Source organism: Streptomyces sp. SID14515, from assembly GCF_010548505.1.
Classification (GTDB): Bacteria; Actinomycetota; Actinomycetes; order Streptomycetales; family Streptomycetaceae; genus Streptomyces; species Streptomyces caviscabies.
Window position 1 is genome coordinate 56,429 of record NZ_JAAGMH010000101.1, and the last position, 24,628, is coordinate 81,056.

At 72.2% G+C, this 24,628-nt stretch carries 23 protein-coding genes; 13 read left to right on the forward strand and 10 right to left on the reverse strand.

Translation table 11 applies throughout. The features are described 5' to 3' along the window. Nucleotides 1–67 precede the first annotated feature (67 nt). Genes G3I54_RS22840 through G3I54_RS22850 form a run of 3 tightly spaced genes read left to right on the forward strand, consistent with a single transcriptional unit; the run spans nucleotide 68 to nucleotide 4,362 of the window. Nucleotides 68–979 carry an NADP-dependent oxidoreductase gene (locus tag G3I54_RS22840; protein WP_164616736.1) on the forward strand — a complete coding sequence of 304 codons (912 nt, stop codon included), beginning with the start codon at nucleotides 68–70 and terminating at the stop codon, nucleotides 977–979. Between the two features lie 36 nt (nucleotides 980–1,015). Continuing rightward, complete coding sequence (locus G3I54_RS22845; protein ID WP_164616737.1) at nucleotides 1,016–2,197, forward strand: DUF2786 domain-containing protein; 1,182 nt, start codon at nucleotides 1,016–1,018, stop codon at nucleotides 2,195–2,197. Nucleotides 2,198–2,235: 38 nt separating this feature from the next. Beyond that, entirely contained in the window at nucleotides 2,236–4,362 is a 2,127-nt protein-coding gene (locus tag G3I54_RS22850; protein ID WP_164616738.1) for an FUSC family protein, read from the forward strand. Nucleotides 4,363–4,389: 27 nt separating this feature from the next. Here G3I54_RS22850 and G3I54_RS22855 read toward each other — a convergent pair whose 3' ends face one another. Further along, nucleotides 4,390–4,902, reverse strand: a complete 513-nt coding sequence (locus G3I54_RS22855; RefSeq protein WP_164616739.1) for a hypothetical protein — start codon at nucleotides 4,900–4,902, stop codon at nucleotides 4,390–4,392. A 255-nt stretch (nucleotides 4,903–5,157) separates the two neighbouring features. On the opposite strand from G3I54_RS22855, the gene G3I54_RS22860 reads away from it, so the two are divergent. Then, nucleotides 5,158–5,400, forward strand: a complete 243-nt coding sequence (locus tag G3I54_RS22860; protein ID WP_073225869.1) for a DUF397 domain-containing protein — start codon at nucleotides 5,158–5,160, stop codon at nucleotides 5,398–5,400. Nucleotides 5,401–5,437: 37 nt separating this feature from the next. On the opposite strand, the gene G3I54_RS22865 is transcribed toward G3I54_RS22860, so the two are convergent. Continuing rightward, nucleotides 5,438–5,944: an ATP-binding protein gene (locus G3I54_RS22865; RefSeq protein WP_164616740.1), complete on the reverse strand. Its 507-nt coding sequence runs from the start codon at nucleotides 5,942–5,944 to the stop codon at nucleotides 5,438–5,440. A 356-nt stretch (nucleotides 5,945–6,300) separates the two neighbouring features. On the opposite strand from G3I54_RS22865, the gene G3I54_RS22870 reads away from it, so the two are divergent. Together G3I54_RS22870 and G3I54_RS22875 are read left to right on the forward strand one after the other, a co-directional pair. Continuing rightward, the gene (locus G3I54_RS22870; protein ID WP_164616741.1) at nucleotides 6,301–7,164 is read left to right on the forward strand and encodes a helix-turn-helix transcriptional regulator; all 864 of its coding nucleotides are present in this window, start codon (nucleotides 6,301–6,303) and stop codon (nucleotides 7,162–7,164) included. Between the two features lie 58 nt (nucleotides 7,165–7,222). After that, nucleotides 7,223–8,680 (forward strand): aldehyde dehydrogenase family protein, encoded by a 1,458-nt coding sequence (locus G3I54_RS22875; protein WP_164616742.1) that lies wholly within the window; start codon nucleotides 7,223–7,225, stop codon nucleotides 8,678–8,680. Nucleotides 8,681–8,698: 18 nt separating this feature from the next. Here the strand turns inward: G3I54_RS22875 and G3I54_RS22880 are convergent, their stop codons facing one another. Further along, complete coding sequence (locus G3I54_RS22880; protein WP_239144513.1) at nucleotides 8,699–9,700, reverse strand: helix-turn-helix domain-containing protein; 1,002 nt, start codon at nucleotides 9,698–9,700, stop codon at nucleotides 8,699–8,701. Nucleotides 9,701–9,764: 64 nt separating this feature from the next. Here G3I54_RS22880 and G3I54_RS22885 point away from each other — a divergent pair, with 64 nt between their 5' ends. From G3I54_RS22885 to G3I54_RS22900, 4 genes are all read left to right on the forward strand, one after another. Further along, on the forward strand, nucleotides 9,765–11,060 hold the full coding sequence (locus G3I54_RS22885) for an MFS transporter (RefSeq protein WP_164616743.1): 1,296 nt from the start codon (nucleotides 9,765–9,767) through the stop codon (nucleotides 11,058–11,060). A gap of 28 nt (nucleotides 11,061–11,088) precedes the next feature. After that, on the forward strand, nucleotides 11,089–11,730 hold the full coding sequence (locus G3I54_RS22890; protein WP_164616773.1) for a PadR family transcriptional regulator: 642 nt from the start codon (nucleotides 11,089–11,091) through the stop codon (nucleotides 11,728–11,730). An 86-nt stretch (nucleotides 11,731–11,816) separates the two neighbouring features. Continuing rightward, nucleotides 11,817–12,842, forward strand: coding sequence for an ATP-binding cassette domain-containing protein (locus tag G3I54_RS22895; protein ID WP_343240397.1), 1,026 nt, complete (start codon nucleotides 11,817–11,819; stop codon nucleotides 12,840–12,842). Between the two features lie 116 nt (nucleotides 12,843–12,958). Beyond that, nucleotides 12,959–13,705 carry an ABC transporter permease gene (locus tag G3I54_RS22900; protein WP_164616774.1) on the forward strand — a complete coding sequence of 249 codons (747 nt, stop codon included), beginning with the start codon at nucleotides 12,959–12,961 and terminating at the stop codon, nucleotides 13,703–13,705. 93 nt (nucleotides 13,706–13,798) lie between these two features. On the opposite strand, the gene G3I54_RS22905 is transcribed toward G3I54_RS22900, so the two are convergent. The 5 genes from G3I54_RS22905 to G3I54_RS22925 all read right to left on the reverse strand — a co-directional run bounded on the left by G3I54_RS22905 (nucleotide 13,799) and on the right by G3I54_RS22925 (nucleotide 18,384). Continuing rightward, nucleotides 13,799–14,173, reverse strand: coding sequence for a hypothetical protein (locus G3I54_RS22905; RefSeq protein WP_164616744.1), 375 nt, complete (start codon nucleotides 14,171–14,173; stop codon nucleotides 13,799–13,801). Between the two features lie 135 nt (nucleotides 14,174–14,308). Beyond that, on the reverse strand, nucleotides 14,309–15,736 hold the full coding sequence (locus tag G3I54_RS22910; protein WP_164616745.1) for a glutamate decarboxylase: 1,428 nt from the start codon (nucleotides 15,734–15,736) through the stop codon (nucleotides 14,309–14,311). A gap of 41 nt (nucleotides 15,737–15,777) precedes the next feature. Then, nucleotides 15,778–16,401, reverse strand: coding sequence for an NAD(P)H:quinone oxidoreductase (gene wrbA / locus G3I54_RS22915; RefSeq protein ID WP_164616746.1), 624 nt, complete (start codon nucleotides 16,399–16,401; stop codon nucleotides 15,778–15,780). Nucleotides 16,402–16,619: 218 nt separating this feature from the next. Further along, nucleotides 16,620–17,912 carry an ion channel protein gene (locus G3I54_RS22920; protein WP_164616747.1) on the reverse strand — a complete coding sequence of 431 codons (1,293 nt, stop codon included), beginning with the start codon at nucleotides 17,910–17,912 and terminating at the stop codon, nucleotides 16,620–16,622. 106 nt (nucleotides 17,913–18,018) lie between these two features. Continuing rightward, the gene (locus G3I54_RS22925) at nucleotides 18,019–18,384 is read right to left on the reverse strand and encodes a YbjQ family protein (protein WP_012380348.1); all 366 of its coding nucleotides are present in this window, start codon (nucleotides 18,382–18,384) and stop codon (nucleotides 18,019–18,021) included. 152 nt (nucleotides 18,385–18,536) lie between these two features. Here G3I54_RS22925 and G3I54_RS22930 point away from each other — a divergent pair, with 152 nt between their 5' ends. Then, nucleotides 18,537–19,262: a VTT domain-containing protein gene (locus G3I54_RS22930; RefSeq protein WP_103508305.1), complete on the forward strand. Its 726-nt coding sequence runs from the start codon at nucleotides 18,537–18,539 to the stop codon at nucleotides 19,260–19,262. A gap of 142 nt (nucleotides 19,263–19,404) precedes the next feature. Here the strand turns inward: G3I54_RS22930 and G3I54_RS22935 are convergent, their stop codons facing one another. Both G3I54_RS22935 and G3I54_RS22940 read right to left on the reverse strand, forming a co-directional pair. After that, nucleotides 19,405–21,108: a threonine/serine exporter family protein gene (locus G3I54_RS22935; RefSeq protein ID WP_164616748.1), complete on the reverse strand. Its 1,704-nt coding sequence runs from the start codon at nucleotides 21,106–21,108 to the stop codon at nucleotides 19,405–19,407. Between the two features lie 188 nt (nucleotides 21,109–21,296). Then, nucleotides 21,297–21,791 carry an inorganic diphosphatase gene (locus tag G3I54_RS22940; RefSeq protein ID WP_018514302.1) on the reverse strand — a complete coding sequence of 165 codons (495 nt, stop codon included), beginning with the start codon at nucleotides 21,789–21,791 and terminating at the stop codon, nucleotides 21,297–21,299. A 113-nt stretch (nucleotides 21,792–21,904) separates the two neighbouring features. Between G3I54_RS22940 and dacB the strand changes: the two genes are divergently transcribed. Next, nucleotides 21,905–23,353, forward strand: coding sequence for a D-alanyl-D-alanine carboxypeptidase/D-alanyl-D-alanine-endopeptidase (dacB, locus tag G3I54_RS22945; RefSeq protein WP_164616775.1), 1,449 nt, complete (start codon nucleotides 21,905–21,907; stop codon nucleotides 23,351–23,353). Nucleotides 23,354–23,435: 82 nt separating this feature from the next. Next, entirely contained in the window at nucleotides 23,436–24,569 is a 1,134-nt protein-coding gene (locus tag G3I54_RS22950) for a zinc-dependent metalloprotease (protein ID WP_164616749.1), read from the forward strand. The last annotated feature ends 59 nt before the right edge of the window (nucleotides 24,570–24,628 follow it).

Genomic DNA, 24,628 nt, shown 5'->3' on the forward strand with positions numbered 1-24,628 from the left:
CACTGACAGTGCCCCGGAAGCGGGCCGCCGACTGGCCGCCCGCCCACGCAGCCGTGAGGATCACCCCATGGAAGCGATCGTGTACGAGGAGTTCGGCGGCCCCGACGTCCTGCATCTGGCCCGGCTCGACCGGCCGCGCCCCGGCCCCGGCCAGGTCCGGGTCGCGGTGCGGGCGGCCGGGGTGAACCCGCTCGACCACAAGATCCGGAACGGCTGGATGGAGGGCGCCTTCCCCACCCCGCTGCCCGCCACGCCGGGCGCCGAGTTCGCCGGGGTGGTCCAGGAGGCGGGGGAGGGCGTCACCGCGTTCGCCCCCGGCGACGAGGTCCTCGGCTGGAGCGCCACCGGCTCCTACGCCACCGAGGCGCTGGCCGAGGCCGTCTCCCTCGCCCGTAAGCCCGAGGGGCTGTCCTGGGAACAGGCCGCGGCGCTGCCCGTCGCCACCGACACCGCCTCCCGGGTCCTGGACGAACTGGCGCTGGCCGAGGGCGAGACGCTGCTCCTGCACGGCGCGGGCGGCGGCGTCGGCTCCGCCGCCGTACAGCTCGCGACGGCCCGCGGCGCGACCGTCATCGGCACCGCCTCGCCGGCCAACCACGACTATCTGCGGGTGCTGGGCGCGATTCCGGTGGCGTACGGGGACGGGCTGGTCGAGCGGGTGCGGGAGCTGGCCCCGGAGGGCGTGGACGCGGTGTTCGACGCGTCGGGGCGCGGCGCGCTGCCCGCCTCCATCGAGCTGCGCGGCGGCACGACCGACCGGATCGTCACCATCGCCGACGGGGACGCCGCCGAGCTGGGCGTCGCCTTCTCCGCCGGCGGCGGGCCCTCGGCCGAACGCCTCGCGGAGAACGCCCGGCTGGCGGAGGCCGGCGAGCTGCGGGTGGAGATCGCCCAGGTCTTCCCGCTCGCCGACGCCGCGAGCGCCCACGCCCTGAGCGAGGGCGGCCACGTCCGGGGCAAGCTGGTGCTGCTGCCGTAGACGGTGGCGCCGGGCGGTGCGCCTACCCTTGGCCGGATGGAATCGGTGATCGACCGGGCGTGCGCGGCGGCCCTCTATACGGAGGGCGACGCCGCCCTGGACACCGGCGCGTCCCTGCTCGCCGCCGCCCCGGACGCCGACGACCAGGCGCACCTGCGCGGCGAGGAGTTCGTACGCCGGGCGTGGGACCGGGGCTGGCATCCGGCCGACCTGCTCCGGTTCGTGCGCCGGGAGCTGGACGAGCGGCGGGCGGCGCTGGCCGCGACCCTGATCGCCGCCGAGACCGCCCGGTACGCGGAGCTGCCGCCCCGCTGGCGGCAGCAGCTCGCCGAGCTTCCGCCGCCCGTGCCCCGGAACCGCCCCGACCGGTTCTCCTACGCCGCCGATCTGCTGGAGCTGTACCGGCTGCTGCTGCGGCTGCCCGCCATCGAGCCCGTAGGACCGCCGCCCGGCACGGTCGCCGACGACCTGCACCGGCCGCCCGCCGCCGACGAGCCCCGCATGCTCACCCGGATCCGGGCGCTGCTGGCGAAGGCCGAGGCGACCGGATTCCCGGAGGAGGCCGAGGCGCTGACCACCAAGGCGCAGGAGCTGATGGCCCGGCACAGCATCGACGAGGCCCTGCTCGCCGCCCGGACGGGGAGCAGCGGGAGCCCGGGCGCCTGCCGGATCGGGGTGGAGCCCCCGTACGAGAGCGCCAAGGCGATCCTGCTCGACGCCGTCGCCTCCGCGAACCGCTGCCAGGCCGTGTGGAACGACGATCTCGGCTTCACCACGGTCGTCGGCTTCGAGCCGGACCTGGAGGCCGTGGAGCTGCTGTTCACCTCGCTGCTCGTCCAGGGGACGGCCGCGATGACCCGGGCGGAGGCCGGACAGCGGGCCGGCGGGCGCAAGCGGACCAAGACCTTCCGGCAGGCGTTCCTGATGGGGTACGCGCAGCGGCTCGGCCGCCGGCTCGCCGACGGGGCCGAGCGGGTCACGGCAGCGGCCGAATCCGACACGGACCAGGGCGGCGGGCTGCTTCCCGTCCTCGCCGCCCGGGACGTCGCGGTCACCGACACCGCCGGGCGGATGTTCCCGAGGACCACGACCGCCCGGGTCCGCGGCGTGAGCGACCTGGACGGCTGGACGCACGGCACCGAGGCCGCCGACCGGGCCCGCGTGGGCGGCTCGCGGGGCGGCGCACCTCACCGACCCGAAGGCGAAATCAGGGCATAAGTCGAGCTTGTCCGAGATTGCACGGTTAGGCTCGGCCCATGAGCTGGCTCCGGGCGCTGAAGGAGACCGCCCGCTCGGGGCTGGAGATCGAGCGGCAGAGGCTGGAACCCCTCATCGCCTTCCGCGGTGCGGCCGGCCTCGCCCTCGTCGTCGGCACCAGCCTCGTGCTGTTCGGGCCGGAGATCGCGGCGAGTTCCGCGTTCGGCGCGTTCCAGGCGGCCATCGCCACCTTCCAGCGCAGCTGGCGCCCGCGCCCGGTCCTCGCCCTGGTCTCCGGCGCCAGCCTCGCCGTCTCGACGTTCGTCGGCTATGTCAGCGGCGCGCACGTCGTGCTCTTCCTCTGCCTGCTCGGCGCCTGGACCTTCCTCGCCGGACTCGCCTGGGCGGCGGGGCCCACGGGCGGCATCATCGCCTCGTCCAACGTCGCGATCATGCTGGTGACGATCACCCTGCCCACCTCGGTCGTGGACGCCGCCGCCCACGCCGGGATGATCGCCGTCGGCGGCTTCGTACAGGCGGCGCTGATCGTCCTCTTCCCGGTCCGCAGATGGGGCGCCCAGCGCGACGCGCTCGCCGACGCGCTCGCCGCCGAGGCCGACTACGCCCGGCGGCTGCGCCACGACCCGGTCGCCCCGTTCGATCCGCTGCCCCTGATGACCGCCCGCAGCGCCGCCGCCGTCACCCCGCGCCAGGCCCGCCGCCGCCCCGCCGAACTGCACGGGGCGCGCGGTGTCGCCGAGCGGCTGCGCCCGGTGCTCGCCTCGCTCGCGGATCCGGCGATGGGAGTGCCCGGCGACGGTCTGGAGCGGCTCTGGGTGAACGAGCTGCTGGGCGCGGCGGGCTCGGTGCTGGACGCCGCCGCGCGGGCCGTCCGGCACGGCGAACCCGTCCATCTCTCCGCCACCGACCTGGGCGTCCTGAAGACTCCTGACAACGACGTGATCCTCGTCGGGCCCGCCCGCCGCGCCGCCGACCGGCTCGCGGCCCTGCTCGACGACGTCCTGGAGATCGCGGAGGGCACCGGCACCGACAGCGGGATCCCCACGGACCTCGCCCCGGACACCCGGCACCGGCCCACGCTGCTGAAGCTGGTCCCGGTGGTGCTGGCCTCGATGCGCCGCGAGCTGCACCACGGCTCGCCGATCATGCGGCACGCCATCCGGGTCGCGGTGGTCGCCGTCTCCGGGTACTTCGTGGGCGAGGCGGTGCCGCTCGGGCACGGCTACTGGGCGCCGATGACCGCGGTCATGGTGATGCGGCCCGAGTTCTCGCAGACGTACGCCCGTTCCGTGGCCCGCTTCGGCGGCACCCTGGTCGGCGTCGGGCTTGCCACCGCCGTCGTGCAGACCGCCCATCCCGACGCGCGGCTCTCCGCGCTCCTCGCGGTGATCTGCGCCGGGCTGATGTACCTGCTGATGCGCACCGGCTACGCGGTCGGCCAGGTCTGCGTCGCCGCGTACGTCGTCTTCCTGCTCGGCATGGCCGGCGACGACTGGTCCCAGACCGTCACGGAGCGCATCGTGCTGACGCTCGTCGGCGGGCTCCTCGCGATGATCTCGTACGCCGTCTACCCGGCCTGGGAGACCCCGAGGCTGCGCAACCGGCTGGCCGAGTGGCTGGTCGCGGACGGGCGGTACGCGGCCGCGGTCGTCGACCGGTACGCGGACCCCGCCGACCGCGACGACGAGGAGGTCCGGGACGCCCTGATCGCCACCCGCGAGGCCCGTGTGGCGTGGCAGGAGGCGCTGGCGACCGCCCAGCACGAACCCGTACGCCACCGGGGCATCTCCCGGGCCGCCGCCACCGACGCCCAGCACGCGCTGGCCCAGCTGGGCCGGTCCGCGATGGTCCTGGAGGCCCATCTGCCGGCCCGGTCGGCCGATCCGGTGCCCGGCGCCGCCCAGTTGGCCGAGGCGTTGCGCCGGGCCACCGAGAAGGGCGCCAAGGCGGTACGGGAGCGGCGGCTGCCCGACTGGCAGCCGGTGGTGGACGCGGTGGCCCACTGGGACATGCCCACACCGACGGAGGACGGCACGAGTCCGGCCGGCGACCCGGTCGTGCGCCGGGGCGCGGCGCTGCTGCTGGACGCGCTGGAGGAGTTCACCCGCGCCCTGGACGAGCGGGGCGGCTCCACCCGGGTCAGCAGCACGCTCGCCGAGAACTGAGCGCGCGGCCCCCGGCGGCCACGGTCCTTACGGCGCGGGCAGGTCCGGGATGCTGGGGAGCGAGGGCATACCGCTCGGCAGCTTGCCCGGGTCGGCCTTGGTGAGGGTGTCCTTGGTGCCGCCGTCCCACGAGACGACCAGCTTCGAGCCGTCGACGGAGTCGATCGCGCCCATCGTGCGGTCGGTGGAGCCGCCGGTGCACTTCAGCGCCAGCATCGGCTCGCCGCCCATGTCCTTCACATCGCCCTGGCACACGGACTGGTCGGCGACGAGGGCGACCTTGCGGGCGGCGACGGACACGGTGACGTTCTTGCCGTCCGTGAGCCCGACCCAGGTGCCCTCCAGCGCCGCGGCGTCCGTGCCGCCGCTCCCGGACTCCCCGGCGCTGTCGTCACCGCCGCCGCCGCCGGGCGTCGCGCTCGCCGCGGAGTCCGCGCCGGAATCCTTGCCCGCGTCGTCGTCGCTGCCGCAGGCGGTGAGCGCCAGTGAGGCGGCCAGAGCGGCGACCACGACGGCGCCGGTGCGTAGAGAGCTGGTCACGTGGAGTTCCCCCTTGCTGTTTTCCGGTCGAAAGACCGCGCCACGTTACCAAGGTCCGCAACGATCAACTCCGGTAAGCGGGAGCGAAATAGGCGTGCCGTTCGTCTCTCTTCCGGGAGGGCGCGGCCGGGTGCGGAAAGCCTGTAATCAAAGGAACACCCCGCGTGCACGTGCATCTGCTCATGCATTGGCATATGAACACAGCTATGATCCGAGCTAGTTGACACTTGCACCTTGCAACTCGGGGAGCGTCCTGTGCACCACGTGTACAACGGCATGGCGGCCACAGAGCTTCGCGGAGTCGTCTGGCAGAAGAGCAGGCACAGCAACTCCCAGGGATCCTGCGTGGAGTTCGCCCGGCTGCCCGGAGGGAATGTGGCGATGCGGAACTCCCGTCACCCCGACGGGCCCGCCCTCGTCTATACGCCCGCGGAGATCGAGGCGCTGCTGCTGGGCGTCAAGGACGGCGAGTTCGACCACCTCGCCACCGGCGCCTGACGCCGGGCCCGGCCCGTGACGGGCCGGACCGGGGTTCCTACGAACCCGACTTCGTGTTTTCCGGGAGCCGGAAAAGGGCCCAGACCACCTTGCCGTACAGCGGTCCCGAAGGCAGTTCCCCGAGCGGTACGGGGGAGGGGTGCCAGCCCCAGCTGTCGCTGACGCATTCCACCAGGAACAGACCGCGGCCCGATTCGGCGGAATCCGCCGCCTCGCCGGCCACCGGGCTCTCCCGGCTGGGATCGCGCACCGCGCACACCAGTCGTGAGGTCCAGCGCATCAGATGCAGGCGCACCGGCGGGTCCTGGAATTCCCGCGGCGGATCGCCGGGCAGCGCGTGGCGCAGGGCGTTGGTGACGAGTTCGGACACCACCAGGGCGACATCGTCGAAACGGTCGCCCAGCTCCCATCGCTCCAGCGTGGCCCGGGTGAACTTCCGTGCGCCGCCGACCGCTTCGTAGCGTGCGGGCAGAGCGCAGGACGCCGATCCGGCAACCCCTGAGGGGTCGGTGGGGGGAAGCCCCTGCCGTAACGGCTCGAGCATCGTCGATCCATTCGTCCCCATACGAGGCACTCCCGGGATTCGCGGCTGTAGCGGCACTGCCTGTAGCGGTACTGCGGGGGGTACAGCGGCACAACACGAGCACGCAGGTGCGCGAGGACCATGGTTCCGAATGCGCAGAGCAGATGCAAGGGCAGATGCACGTGCACGCGCCGGACCTGCCCGATACCGTGGTGGTTCTGGGGCATTTCTTCCCGGGGTCAGTTTCGGAGCTTTCTGGACGTCTTCTCATTTCCGTAATCGAATGAGTACGGGCTGAAGCGTTTTGGTGGCAGAATCCGGCACTCGGGGTTCCGGGGGGCTCCGGTGCCAGGTAGGCGATGGGGAGGGTCGGGCCAGTGTCGGCAGGCGAGTCGAGTGGATCGGTGGTGCGGCGCATCCTCCTGGGCTCACAGCTCAGGAGACTGCGGGAGTCGCGCGGTATCACCCGTGAGGCGGCCGGCTACTCGATCCGGGCCTCCGAATCGAAGATCAGCCGCATGGAGTTGGGACGGGTGAGCTTCAAGGCCAGGGACGTCGAGGACCTGCTCACGCTCTACGGAGTCGCGGACGAGGCGGAGCGGGACTCGCTTCTCGGGCTGGCCCGCGAGGCCAACGTGGCGGGCTGGTGGCACAGTTACGGAGATGTGCTGCCCGGCTGGTTCCAGACGTACATCGGCCTGGAAGGTGCGGCCTCCCTCATCCGTATCTACGAAGTCCAGTTCGTGCACGGCCTGTTGCAGACCGAGGCGTACGCCCACGCCGTCGTCTCGCGCGGGATGCGCGGCGCCTCGCCCGCCGAGATCGACCGCCGGGTGGCCCTGCGGCTGGAGCGCCAGAAGGCCCTCGTCTCGGAGCGCGCCCCGACGTTCCACGCCGTGCTCGACGAGGCGGCGCTGCGCCGCCCGTACGGCGAACGCGACGTCATGCGCGCCCAATTGCGGCATCTGATCGATATGTCGGAGCAGCCGAACATCACGCTTCAGGTCATGCCCTTCAGTCATGGCGGTCATGCGGGCGAGAGTGGCTCATTCACGATGCTGCGATTCCCGGAATCCGATCTGTCGGACATTGTCTATTTGGAGCAGCTGACGAGTGCGCTCTATCTGGACAAGCCCGAGGAAGTCGCGCAGTACGAAAAGGCCATGGCGGGCCTCGCCCAGGAGAGTCCCGCACCGGAAGAGAGCCGGGATCTTCTGCGCGGTCTACTCCAACTGACGTGAATTCTCAGTACGATGACGTCGCATCAGGAGTCTGCGAACGCCTGCAGTAAGGGATTGCATGTCCTTCTTCCATGAACTGGCCCACCAGTACATCGACGGCGAGTGGCTGACCGGCAGCGGCTCATGGGACATCATCGATTTCAATCCCTACAACGGTGAGAAACTCGCCGCCGTCACCGTGGCCACCGCACTGGAGGTCGACCGGGCCTACCGGGCGGCCGAGCGGGCGCAGCGGGAATGGGCAGGCGTCAACCCGTACGAGCGGCGCGCCGTCATCGAACGCGCGCTCCGGATCACCGAGGAGCGCGCCGAGGAGATCGCCGAGGCGATCATCGACGAACTGGGCGGCACCCGGCTGCGCGCGCGGTACGAGGTCCGCAGCGCCACCGAGTTCCTGCGCGAGGCGATCCGCCAGGCGCTGCGGCCCACCGGACGGCTGTTGCCCGCCGTGGGCGACGGCCGGGAGAACCGGCTCTACCGGCTGCCCGTCGGCGTCGTGGGCGTCATCAGCGCCTTCAACTTCCCGTTCCTGGTGACGATGAAGTCCGTCGCGCCCGCCCTGGCGCTCGGCAACGCGGTCGTCGTGAAACCCCATCAGAACGCGCCCGTCGTCGGCGGCGGACTGATAGCGAAGATATTCGAGGACGCGGGGCTGCCCGCCGGACTGCTCAACGTCGTCATCACCGACAGCGCCGAGATCGGCGACGCGTTCATCGAGCACCCCGTGCCCAAGGTGATCTCGTTCACCGGATCCGACCGGGTCGGCCGGCACATCGCCGCCACCGCGGCCGGCGCGTTCAAGCGGACCATCCTCGAACTGAGCGGCAACAGCGCCCTGGTGGTCCTGGAGGACGCCGACGTCGACTACGCGGTCCAGGCGGCCGTCTTCAGCCGCTTCCTGCACCAGGGCCAGGTCAGCATGGCGGCCAACCGGATCCTGGTGGACCGGTCGGTGGCGGCGGAGTTCACCGAGCGGTTCACCGCCGAGGTGGCCGCCCTCAGGACCGGCGACCCGAAGGATCCGGAGACCAGGATCGGGCCGGTCATCAACGCCTTCCAGGCCGACGCGCTGGACGCCCTCGTCGACCGCGCGGTCGCGGACGGCGCGACGGCCCTCGTCCGGGGCCGGACCGTCGGCAACGTCGTCGGCCCGACCGTCCTCACCGGCCTCGCGGAGGACTCCCCGCTGCTTCACCAGGAGATCCTCGGCCCGGTGGCCCTGCTGATGACGTTCGACGGCGAGGAGGAGGCCGCGCGGATCGTCAACGAGGGCCCGTACGGCCTCAGCGGCGCGGTGCACACGCGGGACGCGGAGCGCGGGGTGAAGTTCGCCGAGCGCATCGTCAGCGGGATGTTCCACGTCAACGACTCCACCGTGCAGGACGATCCGCTGGTCGCGTTCGGCGGCGAGAAGACGTCCGGGGTGGGGCGGCTGAACGGCGAGGCCGTGGTGGAGGCGTTCACCACCCAGAGGTGGATGTCGATCCAGCACGGCCGCTCGGTCTTCCCGTTCTGACGGGGGCTGCCGCTTTCCTCAGCCCCCCGGCCCCCGGAACGTGGTGCGGTAGGCGCTCGGCGAGACGCCCAGCGCCGCGTGGAAGTGCCGGCGCAGATTGGCCGCCGTACCGAGCCCGGCGCGGGCGGCCACCTGCTCGACGGGCACGTCCGACTCCTCCAGCAACTCCCGGGCCAGTTCAATACGTTGCCGGGTCAGCCAGTCCATCGGCGTCATGCCGACCTCGTCCCGGAACCGCCGGGTGAAGTGCCGTACGCTCAGCGCCTCCCGGGCCGCCAACTGCCCCAGCGTGATCGGGTCCTGGAGCCGACGCAGCGCCCAGTCCCGGGCGGCCGAGGTCCCCGGCGCCGACCGTTCGGGCACCGGCCGCCGGATGAACTGCGCCTGGCCGCCCTCGCGATGGGGCGGCACCACCGTGCGCCGGGCCACGTCGCCCGCGACGGCCGTCCCGTGGTCGCGCCGGATCATGTGCAGGCACAGGTCGATCCCGGAGGCGCAGCCCGCCGAGGTCAGCACCGGCCCGCCGTCGGTGTAGAGCACGTCCGGGTCCAGGGTCACCTGCGGGAAGAGCCGGGCGAACAGCTCGGTGTACCGCCAGTGGGTGGTCGCCGTGTGCCCGTCGAGCAGCCCGGCCGAGGCCAGCACGAACGCGCCGGTGCAGATCGAGGCCACCCGCGCGCCGGGCCGGATCAGCGCGAAGGCCTCCGCCAGCGGGGCCGGGAGGCGCGGCGTCTCCTGGACGTAGTCCTCGTACGACGACAGGACGATCACCGTGTCGGCCTCGGCCAGCGCCTCGGGCCCGTGCCGGACGGCCACGGTGAAGTCGCCGTCCGTGCGGACGTCCCCGGGGCTCGGGGCGCAGGTGACGACCTCGTACAGCGGCTCGCCGTCCGCCGAGGCCCCGTGTCGGGCCTGGCCGAAGAGCTGGTGCACGATGCCCAGCTCGATGGGGAGCAGGACCTCGCGGGCGAGCACGGCGACGCGGTGCCGCCCGGGGTGGGTGAAAACCGTCATGGCCATATCCTTGCGCACCTGGTCCATCAGGACACTCGTGGCGGCGGCCCCCGCTCGCGACGCTGACTTCATGGCCACCTCGACCTCGACGTACACCCGGTCCACCCGTATCCACCGCGCCTGGCTGATGGCCGCCGTCGCGGGCGCGGCCATCGTCACGGCCGGGGCGTTCACCACCGTGCCGGGCCTGCTGGTGACGCCCCTGCACGAGGAGTACGCCTGGGAGCGCGGGCAGATCGCGCTCGCCGCCTCGGTGAACATGGTGCTCTTCGGCCTCACCGCCCCGTTCGCGGCGGCGCTGATGGACCGGATCGGGGCCCGCCGGGTCGTCATGGGCGCGCTGCTGCTGGTCTCGGCGGGGGCGCTGCTCACCGGGGTGATGACGCGGCCGTGGCAGCTGGTCGCGTACTGGGGGGTGCTGATCGGCCTCGGCAGCGGCTGTCTGACCATGACCTTCGCCGCCGGGGTGACCGCCCGCTGGTTCGACCGGCGGCGCGGTCTGGTGACCGGGGCGCTCAGCTCCTCCAGCCATCTGGGCCAGTTGCTCTTCCTGCCGCCGCTGGCCTGGTCCGTCGGCCGCTTCGGCTGGCGTCCGCCGGTGGTGACGCTGGCGCTGGTGGCCCTGGCGGTCGCCGCCCTGGTGTTCCTGCTGCTGCGCGACCACCCGGCCGACCTGGGCGCGAAGCCGTACGGGGCGCCGGAGTTCGTGCCTCGCCCGCCCCCGGCCCCCGGAGCGGCGGCGCGCACGCTGAAGGTCCTGCTGAGCGCGGCGCGCACCGGACCGTTCTGGCTGCTGGCCGGGATGTTCGCGCTCTGCGGGGCGTCCACCAACGGCATCATGTGGTCCAACTGGGCGCCCGCCGCGCACGATCACGGCATGCGGGCCACGGCGGCGGCCTCGCTGCTGTCGCTCGTCGGGATCTTCTCCGCCCTCGGCGCGCTCCTGGCCGGCTGGCTGACCGACCGCTTCGACCCGCGCCGCCTGCTGACCGTCTGCTTCGCCGTCCGCGCGCTCACCCTCCTCGCGCTGCCGCTGGTGTTCACCTCCGTGGTCACGGCCCCGATGCTCCTGTTCGTGGCGGTCTACGGCCTCGTCGACGTCGCGACCGTGCCGCCCGTCATCGAGCTGGCCCGCCGGGTGTACGGGGCGGACGGCCCGGTCGTCTTCGGCTGGACGAACGCGGCCCACCAACTGGGCGCGGGCGCCTCGGCCTTCCTCGGCGCCACCGCCCGCGACGCGTTCGGCACGTACGACGTGGTGTGGGCGGCGCTGGCGGCCGGATGCCTGGTCGCGGCGCTGCTGGCCCCGGCCGTACGCGCCGGGGCACACCGGCCCGCCGTGCGCAAGCCCGGCGGGCTACCCTAGTCAAAGTTGAATAGGAAAGATGGGTGTCATGTCCGCGATCCGGCTGCTGGTCCTCGGCGCCGTGCGTATGCACGGCCGCGCACACGGCTATCAGGTCCGCAACGACCTGGAGTACTGGGGCGCGCACGAGTGGTCCAACGCCAAGCCCGGGTCGATCTACCACGCCCTGAAGCAGATGGCGAAGCAGGGACTGCTCCTCGCGCACGAGACGGCCCCCTCCACGGCCGGCGGTCCGCCGCGCACGGAGTACGAGGTCACGGAGGCGGGGCTGGCGGAGTACCGCACCCTGCTGCGTGACGCCATCCGCTCCTACGACCAGGACATGGACGTCCTCTCGGCGGCGATCGGGTTCATCGTGGACCTGCCTCGCGAGGAGGCGGTCGCGCTGCTCAAGGAGCGGATCGAGGCCATGAAGGGGTGGCGGGACTCGGTCACCGAGTACTACACGCCCGAGGAGGGCCCCGAGTCCCTCGGCCACATCGGCGAGATCATGAACCTGTGGGTGCACTCCGCCGACACCGGCGCGGAGTGGACCCGGGGCCTGATCGCCCGTATCGAGGGCGGCGCGTACACCTTCGCGGGCGAGGGTGACCCGTTCGTCGGGGTGCTCGCCGAGGGCGAGGAGAACCCGTACGCCACGGGTGTTCCCGACCCTGGGGACCAAGGCTAGTCAAGCTTGACGAATGCTGGGTCGGGGCTTACCTTCGAGCTGCTAGTCAAGTTTGACTAGGGAGCTGTGGAAGGGTGGCGGGGAACGTGACCGACGCGATCGTCATGGACGGCGTGCACAAGCGGTACGGGGAGAAGCGCGCCCTGGACGGACTGGACCTGGCCGTCGGCGGCGGCACCGTGCACGGAGTGCTCGGACCCAACGGGGCGGGCAAGACCACCGCCGTACGGATCATGTCGACGCTGCTGCGCCACGACGCGGGCCGGGTCACCGTGGCCGGCCTCGACGTCCGGGAGCGGGCGGGCGAGGTGCGGCGCAGGATCGGGCTGCTCGGGCAGCACGCGGCGGTGGACGAGCAGCTCGGCGGGCGGCAGAACCTGGAGATGTTCGGGCGGCTGTACCACCTGGGCGCACGCCGGGCGGGCAGCCGGGCGGACGAGCTGCTGGAGCGGTTCGGCCTCGCGGACACCGGGCGCAAGGCCGTCAAGCAGTACAGCGGCGGCATGCGCAGGCGGCTGGACCTGGCGGCGTCGCTGATCACCGATCCGGACGTGCTGTTCCTGGACGAGCCGACGACCGGCCTCGACCCGCGCGGCCGGACCGAGGTGTGGGACGCGGTGCGGTCCCTGGTCGGCGGCGGCACCACGGTGCTGCTGACCACGCAGTATCTGGACGAGGCGGACCAGCTGGCCGACCGGATCTCGCTGATCGACGGCGGCCGGGCGGTCGCCGAGGGCACCCCCGACGAGCTGAAGGCCCTCGTCGGCGGCGACCGGATCGACATCGTCCTGCGCGACGCCTCCCGGCTGGTGGAGGCGACAGCGCTGCTCGGCGGCGAGGACCTGACGCTCGACCCCGACCGGCGGCGGATCGGCGCGCCCGCCCCGGACCGGATGGCGGCCCTGACCCGGACGGTGCGGCTGCTGGAGGAGGCGGGCATCGAGGCGGAGGACATCGCGGTGCGCCGCCCGACCCTGGACGAGGTGTTCCTGTCCCTCACCGGACAGCCCGACGGCGACCGGGCCGCACCGAACACGGAGCAGAGGACGGCGACTACGGAGAAGACGACGACGGAGAAGACGACGACGGAGAAGACGGAGGTGTCGGCATGAGCGCGGCGAGCACGACGGCGGTTCCCGTACCGGGCGGCGGCGAACGCGGCGGCCCCGGACCGGACGGCGCCGGGGCGTCCTCCCGGCTCGGCTGGGCGCTGGCCGATTCCTGGACGATGACCCGCCGCGAACTGGCGCACTGGGCCCGGCAGCCCGTTGAGGTGCTCGTGGGCCTGGTCTTCCCGGTGATGCTGCTCCTGATGTTCACGTACCTGGTCGGCGGCGGCCGGGGCGTGGAGGGCGACCCCACCGAGTTCCTGGTCCCCGGAATGCTCGCGCTGACCATGGCCTTCGGCCTGGAGAGCACGATGCTCGCGGTCACCCAGGACCTCGGCAAGGGCGTCATCGACCGCTTCCGCTCGATGCCGATGGTCCCGGGGGCCGTTCTGGTCGGCCGCAGCGCCGCGGACATGCTCCAGTCGACGGTCGCGCTCGCGGTGATGACCGGGACCGGGTACGCGGTCGGCTGGCGCTGGCACAACGGGGCGGCCGCCGCCCTGGGCGCGGTGGGGCTGCTGCTCCTGCTGCGGTTCGCGATGCTCTGGGTCGGCATCCAGCTGGCCATGGTGGCGGGGCGGCCGGAGATGGTCACGGCGGTCCAGATCCTGGTCTGGCCGGTCGGCTTCCTCTCCAACGTGTTCGCCACCCCGGAGTCGATGCCGGGGTGGCTGGGCGCGGTGGTCGAGTGGAACCCGATGTCGGCGACGGCCACCGCCGTACGGGAGTTGTTCGGCAACCCGGGCGGCGCGACCGGATCCTGGGCCGCCGAACACGCTCAACTGCTGGCGGTCCTCTGGCCGGTGGCCATCATCGCGGTGTTCTTCCCGCTGGCGGTGGGGAAGTTCGCGCGGCTGAGCCGGTAGCGGACTCGCGGGCGGGGACGGTAACGGCCGGACCGGGCCTAGGGGGTGTCTTGTCGATCACGGCCGGGTCCACGACGCCTGGCACGGCACCCCCTAGTACTTGCCCTTGCCGGTCTTGGAGGCCACGATCCAGCCCTTGCGGTCGTAGATCGCGTCCTTGCCGTAGTACCAGACGTTCCCGGCGGCGCTCTTGGCCTGGCACACGGCCCAGAAGTGGCCGGCGAAGTCGAGGCCGTACCGCTTCTTGTACTTCTGGCCGGGGCCGGTGCGGACCGCGGCCCCGGCCAGATCGTCCACGGTGCGCCACTGGTTGGTGATGTTCTTGGTGCAGGACCGGCTGTCCAGGGCCGATGCCGTGGGCGCGGTGGCGAGCGTGGTGCCGAGCACGGCGACGGCGACCGCGGCCGAGGTGGCGGCGGTACGGCCGAGGCGGCGCGTGGTGCGACGGGCCTTGAGGTGCATGGACAAAGAAGCCTCCCGGGCAAGCGTGGTGGGGGGACCCCTGGAGCGTGGGCGCAGGGGTTCATGCTGCGAGGGAGAGCTTAGTTGTCCCGCACCGACGCCTTTCGATCACCCTCCACGGGCGCCGCCCGGCCGCGGGCCCTAGTGGTGGAAGGCCGTCGCGGCCTTCCGGTCGTGGCTCAACGGATGCTTCTGAGACCGCAGTTCGGGCAGCAGCAGCTTCAGGTCCTCGACCAGCAGCTCGGCCAGGTCGGAGGAGAACCCGTTGCGGCACACCACCCGCAGCACCGACAGGTCCTGCCGGTTGGCGGGGAAGGTGTACGCGGGCACCAGCCAGCCGTGCTCGCGCAGCCGGCGCGACACGTCGAACACGTCGTACGCGTGGACGTCACCGGTCGTCGTGAAGGCGAACACCGGCAGCTCGTCGCCCCGGGTGAGCAGCCGGAAGTCGCCCAACTCCTCGATCGAGCGGGCCAGTCCGCAGGCCACGTCCCGGGAGGCCTGCTGGACGGCCCGGTAGCCGTCGTGCCCGAGGCGCAGGAACGTGTAGTACTGCGCGACCACCTGCGCCCCGGGCCGGGAGAAGTTCAGCGCGAACGTCGGCATGTCGCCGCCCAGGTAGTTCACCCGGAAGACCAGCTCCTCCGGCAGCTCGTCCGCCGTACGCCACAGCGCCCAGCCGACGCCCGGGTAGACCAGGCCGTACTTGTGGCCCGAGGTGTTGATCGACGACACCCTCGGCAGCCGGAAGTCCCACACCAGGTCCGGGTCGAGGAAGGGCGCCACCATCGCGCCGGACGCCCCGTCCACATGGACCGGGATGTCGAGGCCGGTGCGCTCCTGGAGGGCGTCCAGGGCCGCGCAGAGATCGGCGATCGGCTCGTAGGAACCGTCGAAGGTGGAGCCGAGGACGCCGACGACCCCGATGGTGTTCTCGTCGCAGAGCTCGGCGGCGGCCTGCGGGTCCAGATGGAAGCGCTCGCCGTCCATCGGGACCTGCCGGGCCTCCACCTCCCAGAACGTGCAGAACTTCTCCCAGCAGACCTGCACGTTGACGCCCATCACCAGGTTGGGCCGTGCCGTCGCCGGATAGCGGTCCGCGTTCCGCTTCGCCCAGCGCCGCTTCAGGGCCAGCCCCGCGAGCATGCACGCCTCGCTCGACCCGGTGGTCGAACACCCCACGGTGGACACCGGATCGGGCGCGTTCCACAGGTCGGCGAGCATCGCCACACAGCGCCGCTCCAGCTCGGCGGTGCGCGGATACTCATCCTTGTCGATCATGTTCTTGTCCCGGCACTCGCCCATCAGGACGCCGGCCTGCGGCTCCATCCAGGTGGTGACGAACGTGGCCAGGTTGAGCCGGGAGTTGCCGTCGAGCATCAGCTCGTCGTGGACCAGCCGGTACGCGGTCAGCGGCGGCAGCGGCCCGTCGGGCAGCCGGTGCCGGGGCGGCGCGGTGTTCATCGCGGCCGTCGGGTCCGCCTCGCCGAAGAACGGGTTCAGGGCGAGCCTGCGCCGCTCGTCGGAGGGTTCGTCCTGGTCAGGGTGGGCACCGCGGTGGAGCGGCATGGGGGAAGCCCTTCTCTCGGCCGAAGCGGTCCGGGTACGGGTCAGCTCTCCGCCGCCAGGCCCGCCTTGATCGCCCGGGTGAACTTCACGACCCGCTCGGCCTGCACCCGCGCGGCGGTCAGGGTCTGCTCGCCGACCGGGATGTCGCCCTGCCCGGCGACGTGCGAGGTGCCGTACGGGTTGCCGTCCACGAACTTCGTCGGGTCGGTGTACCCGGGCGTGACGAGGATGCCGCCGAAGTGATGGATCGTGTTGTAGAGCGCGAGCAGCGTGGACTCCTGGCCGCCGTGGGCGGTGGCGCTGGAGGTGAAGCCGCTGTAGACCTTGTCGGCGAGCTGACCGGCCTGCCACATGCCGCCGAGCGTGTCGATGAACTGCTTCAGCTGGGCGGTGACGTTCCCGTACCGGGTCGGCGAACCGAAGATCACCGCGTCCGCCCACGCCATGTCGTCCGGCGTGACCTCGGGGATGTCCGCGGTCTTCGTCACGTTCTCGGCCCAGGCCGGGTTGGAGTCGATGGCCGCCTGCGGGGCGAGCTCCGCCGCCCGGCGCAGCCGCACCCGCGCACCGGCCCGCTCCGCGTCCTCGGCCATCGCCTTCGCGATCGTGGCGACGGTGCCGGTGGAGGAGTAGTAGATGACGGCGACGTTGACGGGCGTGGGCATGCGGGGGACCTCCGTCGGAGCAGCGGTACGGAACCGAACCGTATCGGGACGTAGCTGCGCAAAGCGCATGAACCAGACGATACGGAGGTTCGGCGGGTCCGGCGCGCCGGACGGGTCCTTCTCCGTGACCGCGTACGCCGTGACGGGTCCTTCCTCCACAACCGCGACCGCGTACGCCGTGACAGGCCCTTTCCCCCATGACCGCGTACGCCGCCGGCCTAGCGCAGCGACTTCCCGTCGCCGTCCAGCTGCATCTGGGCCCGCCCGGTGACCAGCAGCCAGGCGGGCAGGGTGGCCGCGCACAGCAGCGGCAGCACCGACGCGTCGCCGACCATCACCGCCGCGGTGAACAGGCTCACCCAGCCCTGCCGGGTGACGGCGAGGAGCACGCCCAGCACCGCGCAGGACACCGCGAGCGCCGGCGGGACCGCGTCGACGAGCGCGTGGGCGCAGAGCCCGAGCGACACCCCGGCGAAGACCGCGGGGAAGATCCGGCCGCCCCGGAAGCCGCAGGTGGCCGCGATCACGAGGGCGGCCATCTTCACCACCGCCATCCCCGCGAACTCCCCGGCCGACCAGCCGTCCGGGTCCCCGGCGAGCGCCTTCACCTCGTCGAGCCCCTTGAAGAGGGTGAGATGGCCGCCCAGCGCGCCGAGCAGCCCCAGCACCAGACCGCCCACCGTCAGGGCGAGCACCGGATGCCGCAGCGCCATGAAGACCCGGTGGGCCAACGGGAAGGCGTACACCGCGAGCAGGCCGAGGAGCGCGCCCGCCGAGGCGATCAGCAGGGCGGAGAGCAGATCGCCCCAGTGCGGTCCGGTGTACGCCGGGAGCGACAGGTCGAAGCTGGGCTGCGCGATCAGCGACATGGTCAGCGCGCCCGCCGTGCCGGCCGCGAGCGGGGCGAACAGCCGGTCCCAGAACGCCCCGGGGCCCGGCTGCGAGGCCAGCGTCTCGGAGAGGATCAGCGCGGCGGCGATCGGCGTGCCGAAGAGCGCCCCGATCGTCCCGGCCGCGGCGAGCGCCACCCACAGCTCGCCCGGCGCGCCGGGCGCGAACCGCCGGCCGAGCCAGAAGGCCAGCGCGATGTTGGCCGCCGTGATCGGGTTCTCCGGCCCGAGGCTCACCCCGCCCGCCAGCGCCAGGACCGTCACCAGAAGCAGCCCGGGCACGATGCCGGGCCGCATCGGCGCGTCGACCAGCCCGGTGGTGGCCGGGTCGGGGCCGCCGTGACCGGGCACGGCCCGCAGGGCGAGACCCACCGCGAGGCCGGTCGCGGTGAGCATCACGCCCATCCACAGCGAGGAGAACCGCCCCACCCCGAGCGTGTCGGGCAGGGTCTCCCAGAGCACGTCCTGGAGCTGTTCCGCCAGCAGGCTCACGCCGAGCAGGATCAGCGCGCAGACGACGCCGACGGCGGTCGCGGGCAGCACGAGCGGCAGCAGCCGCCGGGCCGGGGCGGCCGGGGGGTGCGGGAGAGCCGGCGGCGGAGCGGGGGATTCGGGGGCCACCGGCTCACCCTAGGGTGACGAAGCAGACAAAACGCCTCAATGGCGGCCCCGGTGGTCCCGCGTCACGCCCACGCGGCAGCCGCACCCGCCCGGGGCCGCGCCCGCGTCACACCTTGCTGATCACCGCCGCCGTCCCGTACGCGCAGACCTCCGTGCCGACGTCCGCCGCCTCGGTGACGTCGAAGCGCATCATCAGGACCGCGTTCGCGCCCCGGGCCCGCGCCTGCTCCACCAGCCGCTCCATCGCCTGGTTGCGGGTCTCGACCAGCGTCTTCGTCAGCCCCTTCAGCTCGCCGCCGATCATCGACTTCAGCCCGGCGCCGATCTGGCTGCCGAGATGGCGCGACCTCACGGTCAGCCCGAAGACCTCGCCGATGACCTGGGTCACCTGGTAGCCGGGTACGTCGTTCGTGGTGACGACCAGCACGTCCGCCTGGGCCGCCTGGCCGCCGCCGAATTCCTCAATGCCCATGTTTGTGGCACCTCCTGTGATCAGCTTCGGGCCGCTTTCCAGGCTGCGCATTCCCGCTGTGCGCCACTGGAACCACGGGCGTCCATCGGGCGTTGATAGCTTGGGGCAGCCACAGAGCCGCCATCGCACACATCATCCTGGAGCCCGGACCCTTGAATACGCTTGCGCTCGGACCGAGCTGGCTGGACCCGGACTATCTGCTCAACACGTTCGGGCTCCCCGGCCTCCTCCTCATCGTCTTCGCCGAGTCCGGCCTCCTGATCGGGTTCTTCCTGCCCGGCGACTCGCTGCTGTTCACCACGGGTCTGCTGGTGACCACGGGGCAGCTGAAATACCCGCTGTGGCTGGTCTGCACGCTGATCGCCGTCGCCGCGATCGTCGGCGACCAGGTGGGCTATCTCTTCGGCCGCAAGGTCGGCCCGGCCCTCTTCAAGCGCCCCGACTCCCGCCTCTTCAAGCAGGAGAACGTCGAGAAGGCCCACGAGTTCTTCGAGAAGCACGGCCCGAAGTCCCTGGTCCTGGCGCGCTTCGTGCCCATCGTGCGCACCTTCACGCCGATCATCGCGGGCGTCAGCCGGATGAACTACCGCTCCTTCATCACGTACAACGTCGTCGGCGCGATCCTCTGGGGCGTCGGCGTCACCGTGCTCGGGGCGCTGCTCGGCAAGATCGACTTCGTGCACGAGCACATCGAGATGATCCTCATCCTGATCGTGCTCATCTCCGTGGTGCCGATCGTGATCGAGGTGCTGCGGGCCCGCAGCCAGAACAAGAAGGCGGCCGCCGCCGAGGCGCCGGGCGGCGACGGCTCCGGCCGCCCCCCGGCGGGCGGCAACGGCCCCTCCTCCGGCCAGCGCGGCCGCCACGCCAAGCGCTGACCCCGCGTACGTACACGGCGAAGCGCCCCTCCCCCGCAGCTCCGGGGGAGGGGCGCTTCTGCGCATACGGCATGCGTACGGCGTGCGTACGGCGCTCGTACGGCGTACGTACGGCGTACGTACGGCCACGAGGCCCGCGGGCTCAGAACCCCCGGGTCCGCTTCGCCGCCCGCCGGCTCGCCCCGCCGACCGCGCCCGGCACCCCCATGAACAGCCGCGAGATCTCGCTCCCCAGGTTCACCCCGATCGCGATGGCCAGCGCCGTCGCGACCGCTGTCGACAGCGAGGCGAGCCCGGTGTCCAGCTCGTTCTGCGCCACGCCCAGCAGACCGAAGTACGTCGCCGAACCGGGCAGCAGCGGCCCGATCGCCGCCGTGATGTACGGCAGCGAGGAGTGGAAGCGGTAGCGCGAGAACAGCTGGCCGAACAGGCCGACCAGCCCGGCCGCCACCGCCGTCGCCGCGACCGGCGAGATGTTCCCGGTCCGGGCCATCGCCCCGAAGATGATCCAGGCCACGCCGCCGTTCAGGGTGACCGCCAGCACGGTCGACCGCTCCTGCTGGAGCAGCACGGCGAAGGCCAGGCTCAGCGCCATCGACGCCAGGATCTGGACCACCGGCTCGTTGTACGGCGTGAACCGGGCCTCGGGGTTGAGCTGCGCCCCCAGCTGGAGCCCCAGGTACAGGACGATCAGCACGCCCGCGACGATCCCGATGAAGAAGTACATGACCTCCAGCAGCCGGGCCGACGCGGTGATGTAGTAACCGGTCAGCCCGTCCTGCACGCCCGCCACCAGCGCCCGCCCCGGCAGCAGCGCGAACAGCCCACCGGTGATCACCGCGGACGGGCGGATGTCCGTCGAATGGGTCAGCGTCAGCGCCACCCCCATCGCGGCGGGCGGCATCGCGGCCACCGTGAACTGGTAGAACTCCGGCAGCCCGCGCCCGGCGCACAGCCACGCGAGCCGGTCGCCGAGCATCGCGCCCGCCGCCGCCACCAGGAACACCAGCACCCCACCGCCGACGAGCACGGAAGCCGAACCGGCCAGCAGCCCGGCCGCCGCCGTCAGCACCCAGCCCGGGTAGGGGTGGCGGTTACGGCGGATCTCCGCGAGCCGCCGGTAGGCCTCCTCCAGCGACACCTCGGCGTCCGTGTTCGTGATGTCGTCGACCAGCCGGAACACGGCCGCCAGCCGGGTGTAGTCGGTGCCCCGGCGGCGTACCGTACGGCTCGCCGTCACCGGGTCGTCGACCAGCGACGGCTGGTGCGAGATGGACAGCAGCGTGAACGTGACGGTCGGCTCGCTGCGGTCGAGACCGTAGGACCGGGTCACCGCGAACATCGCCGCCTCGACGTCCTCGGCGCCCTCACCGCCCGCCAGCAGCAGCTCCCCGATACGCAGCGTCAGGTCGAGCACGCGCGGCACCGCGGGGCCCGTCTCGTCGTCGGTGCGCTGGATCGCCTCCGTGGCCGGACGCTCGGTCACCGGCATCCGCAGCATCGTGCGCATCCGGTCCTGCCAGGGAGCCTCCTTGGTCAGCTTGACCATCGGAATGCCCTGCGCCGGAGTGAACGCGGGCGGCGCCTGCTGGGCGTTGTACGTGCTCGGCGGCGTGAAAGCGGAACTCAGCGTGTCGGAGTTGGAACCGCCCCCGGAACCGCCGCCCGACGCGGCCGGACCGCCCGGCTCCTGCTGCACACCGGTCGGGATGGCGAACTCCGACGTCGGATGGTCCTCCTCGGGTGGCGACACCGGATGCATCGTCCCCGCGGGCGGAGCGAAAGCGCTCCGCGCCTCGTCGGACTGGGGCTTCTGGTCCTCTGGACCGCCCGATTCCGCCACCACTCGACCTCGTTCCTGCTCGACTGCACGTCACTGGGGGTCGCCCCGCCGCACGTGTGCCCAGTATGGCCACCGGCATGGGCCCCGCACGCGCGGAAGGGCGGACAGCGAAACGGGCGGCACACCCGCGAAGGTGTACCGCCCGTTCGAAGACGGCCGTCCGGCTCACAAACGGAACCGGAAGGGGGACGTCAGTGCTTGCCGCCCTGGGCCTCAAGACGCTTGTACGAGGCCTCGATCTCGGCCTCCGCCTCGGTACGGCCGACCCAGTCGGCGCCCTCGACGGACTTGCCCGGCTCCAGGTCCTTGTAGACCTCGAAGAAGTGCTGGATCTCCAGGCGGTCGAACTCCGACACGTGGTGGATGTCGCGCAGGTGCTCCACCCGCGGGTCGGACGCCGGGACGCAGAGCAGCTTGTCGTCGCCGCCCGCCTCGTCGGTCATCCGGAACATGCCGATGGCGCGGCACTTGATGAGGCAACCGGGGAAGGTCGGCTCGTCCAGAATGACCAGCGCGTCCAGCGGGTCGCCGTCCTCGCCGAGGGTGTTCTCGACGAAGCCGTAGTCGGCCGGGTAGCTGGTCGAGGTGAAGAGTCGACGGTCCAGGCGGATCCGACCGGTCTCGTGGTCCACCTCGTACTTGTTCCGCGAACCCTTCGGGATCTCGATGGTGACGTCGAACTCCACGGGTGGCTCCTCCATGATCAACACATACGACTGGTGATTAAGTGTCCCCCACGCAGAAGAGTGCTCGCGAAAGGGGCTGGTCAACGGTGGCCGAGCCGGTGGAAAGACCGTCGATGCGCCCGTCGGACCCGTGGGGCAGGCTGAAGGTCCTGAAGAACAGACGCAACGGGTCGTACACCTGGCAGGTCATCGCAGGCTCCGCCACGCTCGGCCTGGTCGTCGCCACCGGCGCCGTCCTCGCCGCCGGCCCCTGGGACAACGGTCAGCGTAAGGCCGAGCGGGCACTGGCAGTCACCGCGGACCGAACAGGTGGCGCACATCACGGCCGCCCGACGCCCGACGGCCCCCGCCCGGCCCCCAGCGCCCCGGCCGTCCTCCCGGCCCTCGGCACCACCACCCACGACGCCCCCCAGGACCCCGCCGGGCTCCGCGACGCCCTCGCCCCGCTCATCGGCGTACCCGAACTGGGCACCGAGGTCGCCGCGTCCGTCATCGACACCGCCACCGGCGAAGAGCTGTACGGACGCGGTGCCACCACGCCGATGACGCCGGCCTCCACCATCAAGATCGCCACCGCCACCGCCGCGCTCTCCGTCCTGGGCCCCGACCACCGCATCGCCACCACGGCCGCGCTCTCCCCGGACTCCCGCACCCTCACCCTCGTCGGCGGCGGCGACCCCACGCTCAGCGAGACGGCTCTGCGCTCGATGGCAGGCAAGGCCGCCGAGGCGCTCCGCGAGGACGACAAGGCCGCCGTACGGCTCACGTACGACACCTCCCGCTACACCGGCCCCGTGCTCCACCCGATCAGCCCCAACGAGAACATCGCGCCCGTCACCGCGCTGATGGTCAACGAGGGCCGCCTCGACGACACGGACCGCGGCATCGCCGACCGCAGCGAGGACCCCGCGGGCGACGCCGCCCGCACCTTCGCCGCACAGCTGAGGAAGGCCGGCGTAGAGGTCACCGGCGAGCCCCGCGCGGCCCGCGCGGACGAGAAGGCCCGCACCGTCGCCACCCACCGCTCCGCCCCGCTCTCCGCCCTCGTCGAGCGCACCCTCACCAACAGCGACAACGACATCGCCGAGGCCCTCGCCCGGCAGACCGCCATCGCCAAGGGCGAGAGCGCCTCGTTCGCCGGGGCCGGCCGCGCCGTCACCAACGAACTGAAGAAGCTCAAGATCCCGGTGGCCGGCGCCCACCTCGCCGACGGCAGCGGCCTGGACCGCAAGGACCGGGTCACCCCCGCCCTCCTCACCGCCCTCCTCACCCGCGCCGCCGACCCCGACCGCCCCGGACTGCGCCCCGTCCTCACCGGCCTCCCGATCGCCGGCTTCAGCGGCACCCTCGACAGCCGCTACGAGAAGGACGCCGGAGGCACCGGCCTGATCCGCGCCAAGACCGGCACCCTCAACGGCGTCAACTCCCTCGCCGGAACCGTCGTCGACGCCCGGGGCCGGCTCCTCGCCTTCGCCTTCCTCGCCTCCGGCAGCCTCTCCGCGACCCAGGCCGAACCCGCCCTCGACGCCCTCGCCACCGCACTCGCCGGAACCGGCGGCTGACGGCGGGCCCCGGGGCCCGCCGTCAGCCGAAGAGCCCTGCAAGACCCCACCAAGGGGCGACGGGCTCACGTACGGTTGACGCATGACGAGCATCGGTGGTGCCGAGATGGTCGACTGGAATCTCGCGGTGGCGACCGCGACCCGGCTCGTGCGGCCCGGGCCCGACATCAGCCGCGAGGAGGCCCGTGCCGTCGTCGCGGAGCTCCGGCGGCACGCCAAGGCCTCGGAGGAACACGTCCGGCTCTTCACCCGGATGATCCCCGACGGGACCGAACCCGAGGACACCCCCGTCCTCGTCGTCGACCGGGCCGGCTGGATCAAGGCCAATGTCGCCGGCTTCCGCGAACTGCTGCGCCCCCTGCTCACCAAGATGGAGAGCCGCCGCTCCGGCGGACCCGGCGGCGCCGTCCTCGGCGCGGTCGGCGGCAAGGTCACCGGCGTCGAGCTGGGCATGCTGCTCTCGTTCCTCGCCTCCCGGGTGCTCGGCCAGTACGAGACGTTCGCCCCCGCCGCCAGAGACCTGCCCGCCTCCGAGAACGGCGGCGGCCGACTGCTCCTCGTCGCCCCGAACATCGTCCACGTCGAACGCGAGCTGGACGTCGACCCGCACGACTTCCGGCTCTGGGTCGCCCTCCACGAGGAGACCCACCGCACCCAGTTCACCGGCGTGCCCTGGCTCCGCGACCACCTCCAGGGCGAGATCCAGACGTTCCTCGACGAGACCGACGTCGACCCGATGACCTTCGTGGAGCGCCTCCGCGAGGCCGCCCAGTCGCTCTCCGGCGGCCGCCCCGAGGGCGAACAGGGCGAGAGCGACAGCCGCAGCCTCGTCGACATCGTCCAGACCCCCGCCCAGCGCGAGGTGCTCGGCCGCCTCACCGCCGTCATGTCCCTCCTGGAGGGCCACGCGGACTACGTGATGGACGGCGTGGGCCCCGAGGTCGTCGGCTCCGTCTCCGAGATCCGGGAGAAGTTCCAGCAGCGCCGCGCCCAGGGCGCCGGCCGCCTCGACCAGGCCCTGCGCAAGCTCCTCGGCCTGGACGCCAAGCTCCGGCAGTACAAGGACGGCGAGAAGTTCGTACGATCGGTCGTCGAAGAGGTCGGCATGGACGGCTTCAACCGCGTCTGGACCTCACCGAACACGCTGCCGACCAAGGCCGAGATCGCCAAGCCCGCCGACTGGGTCGCGCGGGTGCACCGTAAGGCCGAATCCTGACCATCAGGCGGTCCGCGGAGCCAAATTGGCCCTCCAATCACCCATCCGAGGGACCATAG